A 14,734-nucleotide genomic window follows, 5' to 3' on the forward strand; every position below is an offset into this window, starting at 1 on the left:
TACTACTTCTGCCCCCAAGCCCCGTTTGCGCTGAAATTAGCGCTGATCTTGACCGCATCGCCCACGCCGGTTTCGACCGACATGTCCAGCCACGCCGGGCCGTACCAGTATTTCGTGATGGCGTCAGACGACGGGTACAGGTACAACTTCACGCCGTCCGCACTGTCCGAGCCGTCATAGATGTTATCGTTGGTATCGTCCCAAAAGCCCTCGAAACTGCCCTTGATGTCCTTGAGACCCGCGACGTAGACCTTGTTGGTGTCGCCAAAGGCGGTCACCTCCACTGTGTCGCGGCTCATGTCCAACGACCACGTGGTCAGCGAGGTGATACTTGTCGCGTTCCCCGTGCCCGTGGTGGACATGTAGACCAGTCCGTGCCGACCATGGTAAAGAGCCATTGCTCTACTCCTTCAGTTTTGCTATCAGGTCTGCCACTCTTGCGTCGAACGTGTGCCCCTGAATGAGCGCCTGCGCCTGCGCCAGCCGACGCGCGCGCTCCTCGCCATGCGCCAGATAGTAGCGAATCAGTCCCTCCAGCTCCGCCGGGGTGCTGAAGGTGGGCACCACGTCCCCGAATATCTCGCCCACTTCGGGGCGATAGTCGGTGATGAAAAACGAACCGCACGCCGCCAGCTCGTAGCAGCGGGGGTTCATACTCTCCGCGCCCAGGACGTGCAGCGCGTCGCGCCCCCAGCCGATAGACGTGCGGTGAATGTTCAGCCCGATCTTGGCTTTGCGGTACAGCGCGGCGGTGATAGCGTTACTCACTACCCCGTCGCGCAGGTGCTTGCGCAGTGGATGCCGCGAACCCAGCAACCCCCACGCGCCGTAAAGCCCAAAGTCAATACCGTCCCAGTTGACGGCGCTCAGCGCCTCTACCCGCTCGATAAAGCCCGTGGCCACGAAGACCACGTCGTGCGCGGGCGCGTTCGGGATGTCCCCCTCCTGCGTTTCGGCGTGATGACGCTCCGGCTCATAGGCGTGCTGCCAGTAGTACACCCGCTCGCAGTGCGGCTTGAACGTCTCCACACTGGCGCGCTCGTTTGTCCACACCACGTCGGACATGCCGGCAATGCGGCATTCGCGTTCATCGTCGTAAGGCGACTCGGTGAGAATGGTCGCTACGCGCAGGCCCGCGCGCCGAAAGAGCTTCATGGCCTCCGGGTGCATGTAGCTGCCGCAAATGATCAGCACCCAGTCCACCTGGTGACACAGCGCGCGCTCCAATATCCCCGCCGTGGCCATGTAGAGATAATCGCCCGCCGACGGCTTGGGCGTGCGGCCCTTGTTGTGCTTCCAGGCCCACGTGAGAAAACCGCCCCAATATTGGATGCGCCCGTCCAGGGCGTACTCCACAATCTCTACCCCTTGGCGTTTCAGCGCGTCATGGACGCCGCGCCAGACGTCCGCTACCGCCCAAGTCGCGCCGGGGTGAACCAAGAGCACCTTCATGCCGCCGTCGGCTCCGGCTCTTTGTCCTCTTTGCCCGCCGCCTCTTGCTTGGTGCGGCAATCCTCGCACACCGGCCCGTCCTCCAGGTACAACACGCGGTGACATACCGCACAGAGACACCATGCCCTCGCCATTATTCCCCCTCCTTTGGTTTCTCCCCCTGGATACCGCACTGATACCACGCCCCCACCGGGATGCGCGGGTCGCGGTAGCGGTCAATCTCTGCCAGCTCCACAAACCCCGCCTGTTTCAGCGCCCGCGCCAGAGTCTCGCGGTCATAGGCCCACTTGTGCGGCGACTCTTGCGCGTCCGAGTAGAGAATGAGGTGACACACCGCGTTGAGGTCGGCAATAGGCCACCACACCCGTTCCGGGTATTCGATGGCGTCAATCGTTCCGGCCAGCCAGCGCCGCAACACCTCGCGCGCGTCCGGCACCACCACGCCGATCTTGCCCCCCGGCGTGAGCACGCGGAACGCCTCGCGCAGAAACGCCTGCCCCTCGGTGTAACTCAAATGCTCCAGGAAATGCCCAGCGTAAATCTCATCCAGGTCACCCGCGTCGCAGTTGCTCAGGAACTCGGTCGCGTCGGCATGATAGTCGGCGGGCATAGCCGGGTTGCTATCGAGGTTCCTGTAGTAGCTCAAAGGGAATTCGCCGCTCCCAACATTCAGCCGCCGGTCAACAGTTCGTGCCAGTGCATCAACATCCGCGTATTCTTCCATTTGCTCCACATTCACGTTTGTGCTATAATGCGCGCCAGGAGGATAAACCTAGATGCCTAAGCAAGCCGAAGACATGAAATTCGCCCCCCAGATGCGCCCTCGCAATGGACAATGGATTGAGTGCGAGACATGCGGTCGCGTCTTCTACGTTAGGCCGTCGCGCATAAAACAGGCCCAGATGCACGGTGTGCACATACGATTCTGCTCTGCCAAGTGCTATGACAAGACCGGCGACAAGAATCCAATGTGGGGCAAGAAGCACACTGCTGAAGCGCGCCAGAAATTCGTCGCGAATCCCAATAGACCGCGCTTCCAAGCTGGCCCCGACAACCCTAACGTCGCCCGCTATGCCTTCGGGTTCAAGGGAACCACCGCGCAGTGGTGGCAAGAGCATCTGCGACATACTATTGGCCAATGCCAGGCATGTGGGTACAACACTGAGCCACACATCTTGCAGGTTCACCACATAGACCGTAACCGCCGAAACAATACCAGCGAGAATCTGCTTCTGCTGTGCCCCAACTGCCATCAGCTAGAGCACTATCGCGCCAAAGATGGCGGGTATCAGGGGCATCCCAACGGCACGGACTAATGCCACACCTCGAACTCCAGGATCACCTGCACCCACCCCGTCACGGCGTCCTCCAGGTCGTTTGCGCCCTGGTAGGTCACCGTGGACTGAATCCCCGTCGTCCCGCCCAGCTTGCCCGCGTAACCGTCCAGGCAGGCCAGCACCTGGTCGGCCACTGCCTGCGCGCCGCTGGCCGTGGTCGCCCAACACGCCACCTGCCAGCGCTCGCTCACCGTGCTTGTGGCCGTGCCAAAGGCCGGGCCGGGCGACGCGCTGATACGCTGATAGGTGATGGCAGGCAGGGCCATGCCCTCGCCGAGAATGAACGCCGTCACCCGCGTGCCCACCAGCGCCGCCGTGCCCGCGTGCGCCTTTAGCGCTGCCTCGATGCCCTGGCCAATAGTCAGCGTCATTTGAGCATCGCCTCTAGCATCTCTTCCACTTTGGCCTGTACCGCGCCCATGATCTCGTCGCGGTGCTCGTCAATGGCGGGGCGGATGTAGGGACGCGCCGGCATGGTCACCTCTTTCACGCGATGCCACGCGCCGTCTTTGGTCTGGAAGGTCAGCCAGCCCCCGCCGCGCGCGCGAATGACGCCGCCATACTCGTGGATCGCCGCGTAGGGCGTGTCCGTCACCAGCGCGGCATAATCGGCGCGTACTTCCTGCTTCCAGTTGTTGAGCAGGTTGCCCGTGTCAATGAGGTCGGCGTCACGGATGTTCTGCTTGACCTGGCCCTCCAAGACCATGAGGCCCGCTTGCAGCGCCGCCTTCATCACCACGCCGCGCGCGCCGTTGAGCCGGTCGAGCGATTTCTGAAACTTGTCCAGGCCCTCGATCTTGACGCTCAGCATCAACCGCCCCGTCTGCGATTGCGTTTCAGCCGCTTGTCTCGCGGCGTCCCCTGCGATGGTTTCCCGCCCATGTTCACCCCTGGTCTATGTAGACTATCCTGGCCGCGCGCTCGTATTCACTGGTGGTACTCTCGTCGTGATAGCCGTCCTGTCGCGTCAGCGTCAGCGTGCTCATGCCGCCGATCTCGCTCTTTTCCAGTTCGTCGGCGCGTTTAGCCAGATCATTCGAGCGCATGGCGTAGGCTTGCCCGCGCGCGTCGGTCACCAGCGTGGCGCGCTTGGCGTACTTGCGCGAAAGCAACCGACAGCCCTTGATCGCCGCCGCCGTGACATTGCTGCCTGCCAGCGTCAGCAGGTGCGTGATCTCGTCGTCCTCGAAATCGTAGTTGGCGCTGTCATCGTCGGGGATGAGAAAGCGCACCTTGCCAATAGCGGTGGTGAGGTCATAGGTAAAGGCCATTGCCTACTCCTTTTTCCGTGCAGGCTTGGCCGCCAGTTGCTCTAGCAGCACATGGATGGCCCTTAGCTCTTCCAGAATCGCCGTCAGCAAGGCGCGCTCTGCCATCATGGTTCGCTCCTAGTTCGTGCTGTGCGCCACTTCGAGCCAGTTCGTGCCGTCCGAAATGAGCGTCAGCGTGTCGTATTGGGTCAGGGTGATGTTGCCCGAAAGCATGGTCGTGCCGGTGTCCGTGATGACGATGCTGGTATCCGACGTGTTGGTGAGGATCAGCAAGCGCCCCGCGCTATCGGCGGCAATGTCGGACAGGCCCAGGTTGCCATCCGCCGCGATAGGCTGGTAGGTGCCCGTCGGCGTCAGCGTACAGCCCGCCGTCACCGTGATGCCCGTCGCCGCCGTAAGGCTGCCAAAAGTGCCCACTGCCAGCGTGGTCGTAAACGCGCCCGTGCTCGCCACGACCGCGCCGCTCGACGTTTGCCCGGCCACCACTGCCCCACCGTTGGCCGTCACCAGCCCGTCCACGTCCAGAGTACTGTTGAGCGTGGTCGCGCCGTCCACGTCCATCGCCCCATTGATCAGGGCGAGGATTTCCACGCGCAGCGCGCGCATCCGCGTGTAGGGCACATCCGCCGCTACGCCGCCCGCCGCTACAAAGCCCAGAAGCATCAGCCCCGCGATAAGCGGGGGCACGATGCGCCACATTCTGCGGTTCATCGGTGCCCCCTTTCGTTAGCTGATGGTCGGGTCGGTGTAGCCGCCCGCGCTGTTGATGTAGGCGCACGCGCCCACACGGTTGGCCACGCCCACGCCAAACTCGCTGAAGAGGATGGCCTCTTCCAGCGGGTACTCGCGGATGTGGTCGCCCTTGAGCAGCACCGCGCCCACGCCATAGTCGCTGAGGCGAATCACCAGCGGGTTACGCTGGTCGTTCGCGCCATAGCTCTTGTAGATCGCCCAGTAGGTGGTGGGGATGCGCCCCGTCACGCGCAGGCGGATAGGGCCATAGTCGGTTTCGATGACGCCGACGTAGGTCTCGTCAACCTGCGCCAAGTCCGCCGTATTGCCATAGCGAATGAGGCCATTCGCCTTCGGGACAAAGCCCGTCACGTTGGTGGTGTTCGTCCACGAGGACAGGTCGGCATAGGCGGCCACGATGTCAAAGGGCGCGTCATAGCCGTGCTCCCAGAGGTTCGCCACCGCCGTCTCGATGTTGGCCTGAGTGATGCCGTTGAGATTCGAGATGTGGTCATGCGTGTAGAGGAAGGTGCCCCCACGCGCGGGGACGGCGATGGGGATATAGGCTGCGTCCGCCGTACCACCGTCGGCCAGGGGCATAGAGCGCCCACTGGAACCCACGGCGGTGTAGGTACTCTTAAACAGCCGCGTCAGGATGTCCTTCTCCCACTGGTTGCGCACGTCGGCCATTGCCGAGGCAATGTCGGCGTCCAGTTGGATGCGCCGCGCCTTGCGCAGCATGTCCCATGTCCACCCCAGCCCACGATCATACGCCTCCAGCGGGAGCATGTGCCCCGTGGTCGCGCCGCGCCGCTGCTCGGGCCGCGCATACTCGGTGTGTTTCTGCATCCCGTTTGACACGCCCACCTGATACTCGGTAGCCATCTCGGTCGTGGTGCTCACCAGCGAGGCAATGAGCGGGTCGCTCAGGATCTGCCCGTTCTGGATCGCCAGCGCGCGCCCGATGTCGGCCACGAACTGGTCATAGGTCGTCCCGTCAATCAACTGCCACTTGCGCAGTTCCGCCGCATCCCAGTAGGAGGGGAGGGCGTACTGTTTCAGATCGTTGTATCCCACAGTAGCCATTGTTTAATCCTCCCCTTAGCTCGAACTCAGCAGCATGGGATTGACGAGCAGGGTAGAGGCGTTTTTGCCAATCCCTACCCGGCAAACCTTGGTGCCCACAGCGTCGGCAAGCACGCCGGCGTCGTCATCCACGTACACAGCGGTGTTGGCGGCAAGGTTGGTGGCGAAGCCCGTCACCAGGCCAAACATCACCACGTCCACCTCTTCGCCGCTGGAAAAGCTCACCGCCCCGTTACTGTTGGAAACCACCAGCCCGATGCACGCGGCGGTGGTCAGCGCGCTCCCATCGGTCAGGCTCACGGTGTCGTTGCCGGACAGATACACCGGCTGGCCGGGGGTAAGGGTCGCCCCCGCCGTGAACCGACCGATAAGGCAGTGACCCACCGGGCGCACACTGGCCGCCGTAATGGTCAAATCAGCCATTTCGTTATCTCCTCAGATTGAACCGTTGCTTTAGTTCTTCGTCTTTGTCTTTGGGGTTGGGCTTGGCCTCGCCGCGCCCTTCCCCGGCGTTGATCCCCGTCGGCGTCGGCTGGGGCGCGCCCTTGAGCTGCGGCCACTTTTTCAGTGCCGCCTCCAAGAGCTTGTAAGCGTCCGAGAGCGGCTTGCCCTCCTCGTCAAACTCGACCTTGACCAGGGAACGAGCCAGCTCCACGTCAACCCCCAACTTGATCGCCGCGTCGGTGATCGCCGTCCTGCCCCGTTCGTCGCGTAGCTGCTTGGCAAACTCTTCAGCCCTGGCGCTGGCCTCTTGCGCTTGCTTTTGCGCCCGCTGTACCTCGGTCAGGTTGGCGTCCTGCGCCTTGTTCGCCGCGTCTTCCAGCTCTTTCAGCCGTTTGCGTAGACTCTGCGACTCCTGGCGCAACTTTTTTGCTTCCTCGATACTCAGCGTTTCCGCCGTCTCACTCGCCGCCGTGGTAGCCGTCACCGCCGGGGTGGTGGCCGCCGTCACATTGCCCGCCTGGGGCTGCGCTGGCGTTCCCGCCTGGGGAACCGCGCCCGTGATTTCCTCTGCCATTGCTAAACCTTCCTTGTGGGTGAAATAAAAAAAGCCCCGTCTCACCGGCGGGGCCTTGCGGCACTGCCAGTCAAACGGGGCGGGGTACACTAGGTACACTGCCAATATGCGGTTGTTAAGCGCGCTTCAGTCCGTAACGCCTTTCGATCCAGGACACAATCAGCAGCAGGCCCTGGCGTAGCACGAGTAGGAACTCGCGCAGGTCGTCACCGTCGGTCACTTGTCCGCCCTCTGCGTAAGAGCCCAATGAGGAACCTCGCGGCCTCTTCGGCCTCTTGTGTGCTCCACGGCCTCTTGGAATAACCCCCGCGGTAGCTATCCGCTGAATCCACCACGTAATAAGCCACCCCTCTCGGCTGCAGATACCTTTGTGCCAGGGATGCTATAGTATCGCCACTAGCATAGTCATCGGCGAGGATTGTAACCGTTTCATCAATAAGGGCCAGATTGCTGCCGTTATTCCTTGCGTACATACGCGCAGCATGAGCAGGTACACGCACCTCCCTCGCAACTAAATCTCTAGCGAGATTATCAGCCCCGCCGTTGTTTGAGATTATTTGGGGCGTTATCGCGGCGTGTGTTAGCTCATGCCTGATAGCAAATCCCTGGCCTACCGTTAGGTCTTCTGGGCGGAAAAGCATCTCGTTACCGGTTACGGCAAGATGGGAGTCATCCGTTATAATCCCCACCTTTACCTTACTCGTTGTCGCAAATGACCGCAGTTCACTCGGTATACGATCATAAATATCCTTGACTCTCTGTAGCTCTTGCGCGGTTGCTGGTCTAGCCCATGATGGCAGCAAGTCATCATCTTGTGCCGTAAAAGCAACAACCTTCGCCCCTTGCCCCTGCATCCCGCCGCGCAAGTCCTTCAGCGACCGCACCCCTACGCTCTTGCCCCAGGTCGGATCATCGCTGATTTTCGCCAAGTCCTGAAAAGTGAACTCGCCCTTTTTCCACGCTTCGTACTTTTCCGCACCCATCATGTCGCGCTGTACCGCTTCCGGCTGCTCGCTGAACCACTCTTCGCCGCTCTTCCAGCTCGGCTCTTTCAGCCCCTTGACCCAGGGGATGGTGGTGCATCGCCCGTTGGGGTGATCGAAAAACGGCTCATCGAGCGGCAACACCTGGCCGTCAAGAGCGAGACACCCCAAGCACGTCCGCGCCTGATGCGCGCACATGCGCTTGACGTACCCCACCACGCCCGACTCGCGATACTGCGCCATGCTGGATTCACGATAGGCGCGTAGCTGCTCCGTGCGCGCCACCCGCAGGGCCATATCCAGGCCGCCCGCCATGCCGTCCATCATCTCGCGCGCCGTCTTGCGCGGGTTCCAGCCCATCGCCACGCCCTCTACCAGCGCGTCGGTCAAGCCCCCCACTGCCGCCGGAAAGAGCGCCCGGCCCCGCAACACATCGAATAGCGGAGAACCGTCCTGGCACACGCCGACGATATTTTGCAGCGAGCCGGGGTCAACACGGTCAAAGCGCACCCGCATATCCTCAGCCCCCAGCGCCTCGCGTACCGCCGCCGTCGCGTCAATCGTGCCCGCCTCTAGCGCCGCCTCCTGGCTGCGTTGGATGCTGCCCTCCGCGTAACCCTGAAAGCTCTGCACCTCACGGCGCACCTGCGCCAGCATCTCCGTGTAGCGGGCCAGAGTGGTAATGTTCTCCCGCGTCACGGTGTCGCCGATACGTTGCCGATAGGCGATCTCTTCCAGAATAGCGTCCATCTCGCGCTGTACCGCCCGCTCCACTTGCCCCCAGCGCCGCGTCATCTCGGCAAACTGCGTACTCTCTCTGTCCAGCAGCGCCTCGCGAAACTCGCGGGTTATGGCAACGATGCGCGGCTCGGCCATTAGGCCACGTCGCTACCCAGCCCCGGCGTCGGGGGTTGGTTCTGGTCAAGGTGACGTTGCGCCCGTGCCATCGCCGCGCCCAACGTCACCTGTTGCGCCTCGCTCTCGCGTTTCTTGGCGTCCATCACCTCGGCAATGCGCTCATCATCCCACCCCAGCTCTTTCAGCGCCGCCTCCAAAGGCATTCCCGCCTGCACATACGCCTGTAGCGTCTCTGCCTCGCGCTGACGAATCACCCCGCCCGGCTCGGCAAGGCTGGCGTCTTTCCACATCGGCGCAATCTCGCGCGGGATATGTGGGGGGTTGTACACGTCGTACAGCCGCGCCGAGAGCGCCATGACCTGTTGCCACGCCGCGCCGAAGACCTCTTGACAGCGCGTGGCCCGCGCCACCAGCCCCACCTCCTGCTGTTTCAGGCTCTCGCCGCTGGGTTGGTCAGCCCCGGCCATCTGCAAGAGGTATTGCGGTACGCGGGTGATGCCCGCCGCCGACTCGATCCAGTAATGGCAAGAGCGGATCATCAGCGCCGGGTCAACGGGGTCGAGCGCACCCAGCTTGCCCGCCGGGTCTGTGAATCGCATCATGTAGCCCGGCCCCACGTTGACGGCCTTTTCCTCGCCCGTGCTACTGTCAATGCTCGGCGTCATCCCCGCCGCCCAGAGGATGCGAAAGCCCGCGCTGTCCGTGGTAGCAATGAGATCCAGGTCAGCCTTGTTGAGCATGTCCTGAATGGGGATCACCGGCGTCAAGACCGAGCCGCCCGGCATGTCGAAGGGAACGACCGCGCAGCCCAGCGGTGCGCCGTCGCGTCCTCGCCAGGGGATCGGCCATACCGTGTCTCCCACGTCCTGAAACGGCTCCCACTGTGTACCCGCTACGCCGCGATTCGACCCCTGTGCGCTGATATATTTCTCCACGCGGTCGGCAAAGAACAGGTTCATCCTCGTGCGCCCATTGTTCGTGCCGGTGTAGGGGTCAGAGACCTGCCACTTTTTCGCCGCGAACACCACCGCGCCGGTGTTGGGATCGGTGTAAACGGCTACGCCCTGCGTGCCGTCGTACTTATCGTTCTGATACCAACCAGGGATACCGCGCCCAGCGTCCCAGTCCACAATGATGTAAGAGCTGGCATCCCGCGCCGCTGCCGCATAGAGATTGTCCTGTTGCGTATCCATGCCGTTCGCCGTCCACCACGACGGCGCGAGCGCGGCCATGTCGTTCTCCGCGCCGTCGCCCTCGTTCCCGGCCTCCCAGCCCTCGACGCTCAGGCGCTCACAGATGCAGTCAATCACCAGTTGGCACATGTTGTGCGCGTAGGGGTAGACGGTGTTGCGCGCCTTCAGCCCCATAAACTCTTTCATGCGCTCGGTGATGTAAAGAGGGTGATTGCCCTCCGCATAGTCGCGGCATGTGCGCACCCATTCCTGCTCGCTGGCGTCCAGGTTAGCCAGGAAACTGAGGTAGGCTATCTGCGCTTGCTGGTTGTAATCCACTGGCATTGCCTACGCCCTTTCGTATGCGCCCATGTCGTACCCCGCGCCGAGGGGCCGCGCGTTGCCCGCGTAGTCGTCCGCTACGCCCAGGTTGGTGGCGGTGTCTTTCGCCGGCGAGCCGGTCTGTAGCGTGTAATCGTGGTTCGTGCCATCGGTAAAGAGCGGATCGCTTTCAATGGAGTTGGCGTCGTACCCCGCGCCCGTCCACGCCGCCCAGTTTTGCCCCGCCCAGTCCGAGCGCCGGTGCACCACGTTGGTGCTGCGATGATACCAGTCGTTGTAGGCCACGTTCGTTGTGGTGAGGATGGTGTAGTCGGACTGGAAGGAAAAGATGCTGTCGCTCGTTCCCCCGTCGCCGTTGTGTTTGTAGATGTTGCCCTTGACCACCAGGCCGGCGAGTTGCGCCGCCGTGCCCTGAAGGTAAAACACGTTCTGATCATCGGCGGTCAGGCAGTCGGCGATGGTGTTGTGGAAGAAGGACAAGCCCGGAGCGGTGATGATATTGAACGGGTTCAGACAGTGGTAAAGGATGTTGTTTTTCACCACCGCGTTACAGGCCGTTTCGTCTAACCCGTCCTCTTCATAGTTGATGAACCCGATACCCCGCGTGCAATCGTGAATGAGGTTGTTGCGCGCCACGGGCGCGTTGAGACCGTTCTCGAAGGTGATGCCCGTGCCATACGTCCCGATAATGTTGTAGATCACATTGCCGTAATAGTCGCCGCCGTTGCTTTCGTGGCCGTAACCGTCGGCATTGATGCCCATGTGGGTATCGTCTATGGCGGTAATGTCGTGGATGGTGTTGTTGTACACCTGCGGGTCAACGATGTCCTGGTAGAGCCAGATGCCCCGCCCGGCCCAATTCGAGATGGTGTTGCCATATATTTGCAAGCCGGTGGTACGGCTTTCACGGAAAAAGATCGCGCCGTTGATGGCATACGTGGTGTTGCCTGTGCCATTGAATGTGTTGTTGCGAATGATGTTGTTCGCGCCGCTCAGGATCACCGCACAGTTGGCGCTGATGCGCTCCACGATCAGATTGTCTACGCCCGTGGCCGAGTCCTGCTCGATGGCTGACCCCATCGCCCCATAGTTGAGCGAAGCGGTGCTGGTAAAGGTCAGGTCAGAGATCGTCCAATACTGGTAATTGTCCAAGAACTTGATGCACGCCGACGCGCCGCCCGCGATGGTAGCCGTCTCGCCGGGGAAGCCGCGCAACGTGATGCGCTTGCCCGCCGTGCCACTGCGAGGGATGGAAAGATTTTCCGTATACGTGCCAGCGCGCACATAGATCGTTTGGCCCGCCGCTACAACCGTCAGCGCCTTAGCGATGGTGAGATAGGGCGAGGCGCTATCGCCACGGTTGCTATCGTTGCCCGTCTTGGCCACGTAGAGCGCGTCCTCTGGCCCGCCGCTTTTGCCTCGTGCCGCTGCTACCGGGTAGGGCACGTTACGCCTCCGACACGCCGGATACCTGGATGGTCACATGGTCGGCGGTGCTCGACTTGCCCATGACCTTCCTGTCCGCCGTGGGGAGTTTTAGCTTCCCACGCGGCGTGAACTGCGCATACCCGTTGGCAGGCATGAGGATGGGGCCGAAGACGACGGTGCCGCTGGTCTCCTCGCGCAGATCAATCTCTGCCGCCGCTGCGGTGCTGATAAAGATGTCGGTGACCACCCACTTTTGCCCGCTCGTGGGAGCCGCCGTCACCGCCGTGGCCGTGGAAAGGTCGCCATGCACCGGCGCGGCCATAACCCCCGCACCCGCCGCCGGGCCGCCGTCCTGGGTGACGCCGATAACGTTCGTGCCTGCCGGGAGCGCGTTGGTGATGGCCGTCACTGCCGTCACGGTTCCCGACTTGACCACGACCTCATTGGCGTTGGCTGTCACTTGATCTATGCCAACTTTACCCATGAGGTTCGTTCCGGCGGGTAGCGCATTCGTGATCCCCGTTACCGCCGTGACCGTGCCACTCTTGACCACCACCTCGTTCGCGTTTGCAGTGACCTGATCAATCCCAACCTTGCCCATGAGCGCAGTCCCCGCAGGGAGCGCGTTCGTAATCGCGGTAACAGCGGTTACTGTGCCACTTTTCACCACGACTTCGTTGGCATTGGCCGTCACCTGGTCAATAGAGACCTTACCAATGAGGTTGGTGCCCGCCGCGATAGAGGCCACATCCACGTTACCGATGTCCACCCCGTCATTGGCCGCGAGCTTGCCGATAGCCGCCGTGCCCGCGCCAAGCACCACCGCCTCGGAGTCCAGCGTCACCTTGACGTCGGCGGCCTGCCCCGCGCCACCCGTCACTGTCACCACGTCTGTAGCGGTGAGGTTGCGAATGTCCAGGTCGGTCGCCGTCACCGCGCCCGCTACATCCAGCGGATTCGTGGCGCTGATAGCGGCGTTCGCCTCGTCAACCAGTTTCACCGGCGTAGATTTACCCACTGCTCACCTCTTAGTATGGCAGCACGCTCACCGCGCCCGCCGCTTGTCGTGTTATCCCCTGTATCGCATAGCGCAGCGCATCCATTGTGTGATCGTTCATCTTTTCCGGCTCTTCGCGTCGGCTACCATCATTCTCTTTCCAGATGTAGCTCTCGAACTCTGAAATCAGGTTCACGCAAGACGGGTCAGCTGAGAAACGCGGCTTGCCGTCGCCTGCTACGGCCAACGTCGCCTTGACCGCCTGAATCCCCGGCGTCACCTCATTGTTGCCCGCAATGGCAGGCAGGCCGATAGAGCGCATCTCTGCAATCAGCCCCGCCGCCGAGGGGTCAACGTAAACCGCGCTGACGTGATAGGCCCGCGCCATGCGTTGCGCTTCCATCACGAAAGCGCCTTGCAACACGTGGCGTTGGCAGAACTCCTCTATGACGTGTACACGCCCATCGCCGTCCACGCCCACGGCCAGGATCACGCCGGGGTTGGTGTATCCCTCGTCCACACCCAACACCACGGCGCGCCATGCCACAGTGCGCCGCGCCACATGAACATCCCGCGCGAACTCTTCGTACACCGCGCCCTCAGCGGTAGCCCACTCGCCCTCTAACAGGCGCTTGCGTCGCACACCGGTGAGCGCGTCCAACACCGCCAGCGACCGCTCGCCCTGTTCTGTCAGGTTTCCCCACGCATCGTAGAGGGCGGGGTTATCCTGATGGCGAGAACGCAACAAAACCAAAGCCCCCGCCGCCGCGCGCTTGCGAATCCAGTGATCCAGGACGCTGGGGTTGCAGTCCCCGAATAGTTGCGCGTAGGGGGAATTGCCCGCGCGCCCCGTGCAGCGCGTCGCCAGCGTCTCCCAGTCGGATAGCTCTAGCTCTTCGGCCTGATTGACATAGACAAAATCGCGCTCGCTTGAAAGCACCTTGTCTGAGTTGTCCATCCCTCCGACCCACAGCCGCGAGCCGTTGGGGTAGTCGTACCACTCCGGGTGCGCCGCCCCAAAGGGCCGCACCGCCTTGCACGCCACTTTGTTGGCAAACGTCTGTAGCACGCTTCCCACGGTGCTCTTGTACGTCTTGCGAACGATCACCGCCTGCGCGCGCGGGTACTTCCATAGCAGCGCGTCGAGCTTGTGCAATGCCGCATAGGTCTTGCCCGTCTCGGCGGGGCCACTGATAATCACCTCGTGGTCTTTGCACAGCCATAGCTCTTTAGCCGCCCCGCGCATCACCACGCCATCCGGCGCCCCCTCGACAACGCTATAGGTCGTCTGTGCTGACATTGGCCAGCCGCTTTACAATCAGGGGGCCACCGTCCGCGCCGGTCAGCTCCTGGCGCGTGGTGTAACCGCGATTCTTGCCCTGCATAGACAGAAACCAACGCGCATCGGCGCTATCCACTGGCGTCGCGTCTGGCTCATTCTGTTGCCGCGAGGCAAGTTGGATGTTGCGAATCACCACCGCCTCAGCCAGATCAACGGACTTTTCGCGTTCCTCGGCAATCGCCTCTTGCAGCGTGACGTGCTTGGTAATGTACTTGCGCGCGGTGTGCCAGTCCACGCCGGCCTTTTTGGCGATAGCCGTCACCAGGCCGCCACTGCCGGGAATGGCGGCTAGGAACTGCGCGACGGTGTAGTGGTCGGCCATTAGAACCTCAAAGCGGACGGATGGGACGTGCGCCCTCAGTTTCCCCGCTGGAAGCGGGGCGCGCTGTCTCTTTCGCCTCGTCCGCACGTTTAGGATACGGTTTCCGCAACGGCTCTATCTGTGCGCGCATAGCCGCGTCAAGGGGATAGAGATACTTGTGCTTCCCCTCTAATGGCACAAGCGTGCAATCATCATGCCTAGGAACCCTGCGCAACACCCCATACTGGCGTTTCACGCCAGTATGGGAGACCTGTCTACTATGCCAGACTCGCCCATGCTTATCTATAGCCTTAAAATCTGCGCCCGTTTCCCCAGAGTAGAGCCATCCCCCCGCCTGATAGATCCCGCCTACATGCCCGTTGTTGGGGTCAGCGTATGAGACTATGAGACGCAA

General features: G+C 62.1%; 18 protein-coding genes. 1 reads left to right on the forward strand and 17 read right to left on the reverse strand.

Annotated elements, in window-relative coordinates; genetic code table 11:
- Positions 1–2 precede the first annotated feature (2 nt).
- The 4 genes from WC683_08000 to WC683_08015 are packed head-to-tail and all read right to left on the reverse strand — an operon-like array spanning position 3 to position 2,098.
- On the reverse strand, positions 3–398 hold the full coding sequence (locus WC683_08000) for a hypothetical protein (GenBank protein ID MFA4972543.1): 396 nt from the start codon (positions 396–398) through the stop codon (positions 3–5).
- Positions 399–402: 4 nt separating this feature from the next.
- Positions 403–1,452: a glycosyltransferase gene (locus tag WC683_08005; GenBank protein ID MFA4972544.1), complete on the reverse strand. Its 1,050-nt coding sequence runs from the start codon at positions 1,450–1,452 to the stop codon at positions 403–405.
- The gene (locus WC683_08010; GenBank protein ID MFA4972545.1) at positions 1,449–1,586 is read right to left on the reverse strand and encodes a hypothetical protein; all 138 of its coding nucleotides are present in this window, start codon (positions 1,584–1,586) and stop codon (positions 1,449–1,451) included. Before WC683_08010 ends, WC683_08005 begins: the two co-directional genes overlap by 4 nt.
- Positions 1,586–2,098 (reverse strand): methyltransferase domain-containing protein, encoded by a 513-nt coding sequence (locus tag WC683_08015; protein MFA4972546.1) that lies wholly within the window; start codon positions 2,096–2,098, stop codon positions 1,586–1,588. The genes WC683_08010 and WC683_08015 overlap by 1 nt, the downstream gene beginning before the upstream one ends.
- Before the next feature lie 130 nt (positions 2,099–2,228).
- Here WC683_08015 and WC683_08020 point away from each other — a divergent pair, with 130 nt between their 5' ends.
- Positions 2,229–2,768, forward strand: coding sequence for an HNH endonuclease (locus WC683_08020; GenBank protein ID MFA4972547.1), 540 nt, complete (start codon positions 2,229–2,231; stop codon positions 2,766–2,768).
- On the opposite strand, the gene WC683_08025 is transcribed toward WC683_08020, so the two are convergent.
- The 13 genes from WC683_08025 to WC683_08085 form a co-directional block, all read right to left on the reverse strand.
- Positions 2,765–3,160: a DUF3168 domain-containing protein gene (locus tag WC683_08025; protein MFA4972548.1), complete on the reverse strand. Its 396-nt coding sequence runs from the start codon at positions 3,158–3,160 to the stop codon at positions 2,765–2,767. The genes WC683_08020 and WC683_08025 overlap by 4 nt on opposite strands.
- On the reverse strand, positions 3,157–3,600 hold the full coding sequence (locus tag WC683_08030; GenBank protein MFA4972549.1) for a phage virion morphogenesis protein: 444 nt from the start codon (positions 3,598–3,600) through the stop codon (positions 3,157–3,159). The genes WC683_08025 and WC683_08030 overlap by 4 nt, the downstream gene beginning before the upstream one ends.
- 73 nt (positions 3,601–3,673) lie before the next feature.
- On the reverse strand, positions 3,674–4,060 hold the full coding sequence (locus WC683_08035) for a hypothetical protein (protein ID MFA4972550.1): 387 nt from the start codon (positions 4,058–4,060) through the stop codon (positions 3,674–3,676).
- Positions 4,061–4,177: 117 nt separating this feature from the next.
- Positions 4,178–4,771, reverse strand: a complete 594-nt coding sequence (locus WC683_08040; protein MFA4972551.1) for a hypothetical protein — start codon at positions 4,769–4,771, stop codon at positions 4,178–4,180.
- 15 nt (positions 4,772–4,786) lie between these two features.
- Entirely contained in the window at positions 4,787–5,878 is a 1,092-nt protein-coding gene (locus WC683_08045) for a hypothetical protein (protein MFA4972552.1), read from the reverse strand.
- Positions 5,879–5,893: 15 nt separating this feature from the next.
- On the reverse strand, positions 5,894–6,301 hold the full coding sequence (locus tag WC683_08050) for a hypothetical protein (protein MFA4972553.1): 408 nt from the start codon (positions 6,299–6,301) through the stop codon (positions 5,894–5,896).
- A gap of 4 nt (positions 6,302–6,305) precedes the next feature.
- Positions 6,306–6,896 carry a hypothetical protein gene (locus tag WC683_08055; GenBank protein MFA4972554.1) on the reverse strand — a complete coding sequence of 197 codons (591 nt, stop codon included), beginning with the start codon at positions 6,894–6,896 and terminating at the stop codon, positions 6,306–6,308.
- Positions 6,897–7,102: 206 nt separating this feature from the next.
- Entirely contained in the window at positions 7,103–8,755 is a 1,653-nt protein-coding gene (locus WC683_08060) for a phage minor head protein (GenBank protein MFA4972555.1), read from the reverse strand.
- Positions 8,755–10,248 (reverse strand): hypothetical protein, encoded by a 1,494-nt coding sequence (locus WC683_08065; protein MFA4972556.1) that lies wholly within the window; start codon positions 10,246–10,248, stop codon positions 8,755–8,757. The genes WC683_08060 and WC683_08065 overlap by 1 nt, the downstream gene beginning before the upstream one ends.
- Positions 10,249–10,257: 9 nt before the next feature.
- Positions 10,258–11,697: a right-handed parallel beta-helix repeat-containing protein gene (locus WC683_08070; protein ID MFA4972557.1), complete on the reverse strand. Its 1,440-nt coding sequence runs from the start codon at positions 11,695–11,697 to the stop codon at positions 10,258–10,260.
- Position 11,698: 1 nt separating this feature from the next.
- A complete protein-coding gene (locus WC683_08075; protein ID MFA4972558.1) occupies positions 11,699–12,697 on the reverse strand; it encodes a hypothetical protein in 999 nt (332 codons plus the stop codon).
- Positions 12,698–12,707: 10 nt separating this feature from the next.
- The gene (locus WC683_08080; protein MFA4972559.1) at positions 12,708–13,976 is read right to left on the reverse strand and encodes a terminase large subunit; all 1,269 of its coding nucleotides are present in this window, start codon (positions 13,974–13,976) and stop codon (positions 12,708–12,710) included.
- Entirely contained in the window at positions 13,954–14,340 is a 387-nt protein-coding gene (locus WC683_08085) for a hypothetical protein (protein MFA4972560.1), read from the reverse strand. The genes WC683_08080 and WC683_08085 overlap by 23 nt, the downstream gene beginning before the upstream one ends.
- Between the last annotated feature and the right edge of the window lie 394 nt (positions 14,341–14,734).

The organism is bacterium (assembly GCA_041648665.1).
GTDB lineage: Bacteria > UBA10199 > UBA10199 > 2-02-FULL-44-16 > JAAZCA01 > JAFGMW01.

What these genes read in the sequence shown, in the direction of transcription:
- WC683_08000 (MFA4972543.1), bottom strand. Translation starts at nt 398, where the DNA reads ATGGCTCTTTACCATGGTCGGCACGGACTGGTCTACATGTCCACCACG.
- WC683_08005 (MFA4972544.1), bottom strand. Translation starts at nt 1,452, where the DNA reads ATGAAGGTGCTCTTGGTTCACCCCGGCGCGACTTGGGCGGTAGCGGAC.
- WC683_08010 (MFA4972545.1), bottom strand. Translation starts at nt 1,586, where the DNA reads ATGGCGAGGGCATGGTGTCTCTGTGCGGTATGTCACCGCGTGTTGTAC.
- WC683_08020 (MFA4972547.1), top strand. Translation starts at nt 2,229, where the DNA reads ATGCCTAAGCAAGCCGAAGACATGAAATTCGCCCCCCAGATGCGCCCT.
- WC683_08025 (MFA4972548.1), bottom strand. Translation starts at nt 3,160, where the DNA reads ATGACGCTGACTATTGGCCAGGGCATCGAGGCAGCGCTAAAGGCGCAC.
- WC683_08030 (MFA4972549.1), bottom strand. Translation starts at nt 3,600, where the DNA reads ATGCTGAGCGTCAAGATCGAGGGCCTGGACAAGTTTCAGAAATCGCTC.
- WC683_08035 (MFA4972550.1), bottom strand. Translation starts at nt 4,060, where the DNA reads ATGGCCTTTACCTATGACCTCACCACCGCTATTGGCAAGGTGCGCTTT.
- WC683_08040 (MFA4972551.1), bottom strand. Translation starts at nt 4,771, where the DNA reads ATGAACCGCAGAATGTGGCGCATCGTGCCCCCGCTTATCGCGGGGCTG.
- WC683_08045 (MFA4972552.1), bottom strand. Translation starts at nt 5,878, where the DNA reads ATGGCTACTGTGGGATACAACGATCTGAAACAGTACGCCCTCCCCTCC.
- WC683_08050 (MFA4972553.1), bottom strand. Translation starts at nt 6,301, where the DNA reads ATGGCTGATTTGACCATTACGGCGGCCAGTGTGCGCCCGGTGGGTCAC.
- WC683_08055 (MFA4972554.1), bottom strand. Translation starts at nt 6,896, where the DNA reads ATGGCAGAGGAAATCACGGGCGCGGTTCCCCAGGCGGGAACGCCAGCG.
- WC683_08060 (MFA4972555.1), bottom strand. Translation starts at nt 8,755, where the DNA reads ATGGCCGAGCCGCGCATCGTTGCCATAACCCGCGAGTTTCGCGAGGCG.
- WC683_08080 (MFA4972559.1), bottom strand. Translation starts at nt 13,976, where the DNA reads ATGTCAGCACAGACGACCTATAGCGTTGTCGAGGGGGCGCCGGATGGC.
- WC683_08085 (MFA4972560.1), bottom strand. Translation starts at nt 14,340, where the DNA reads ATGGCCGACCACTACACCGTCGCGCAGTTCCTAGCCGCCATTCCCGGC.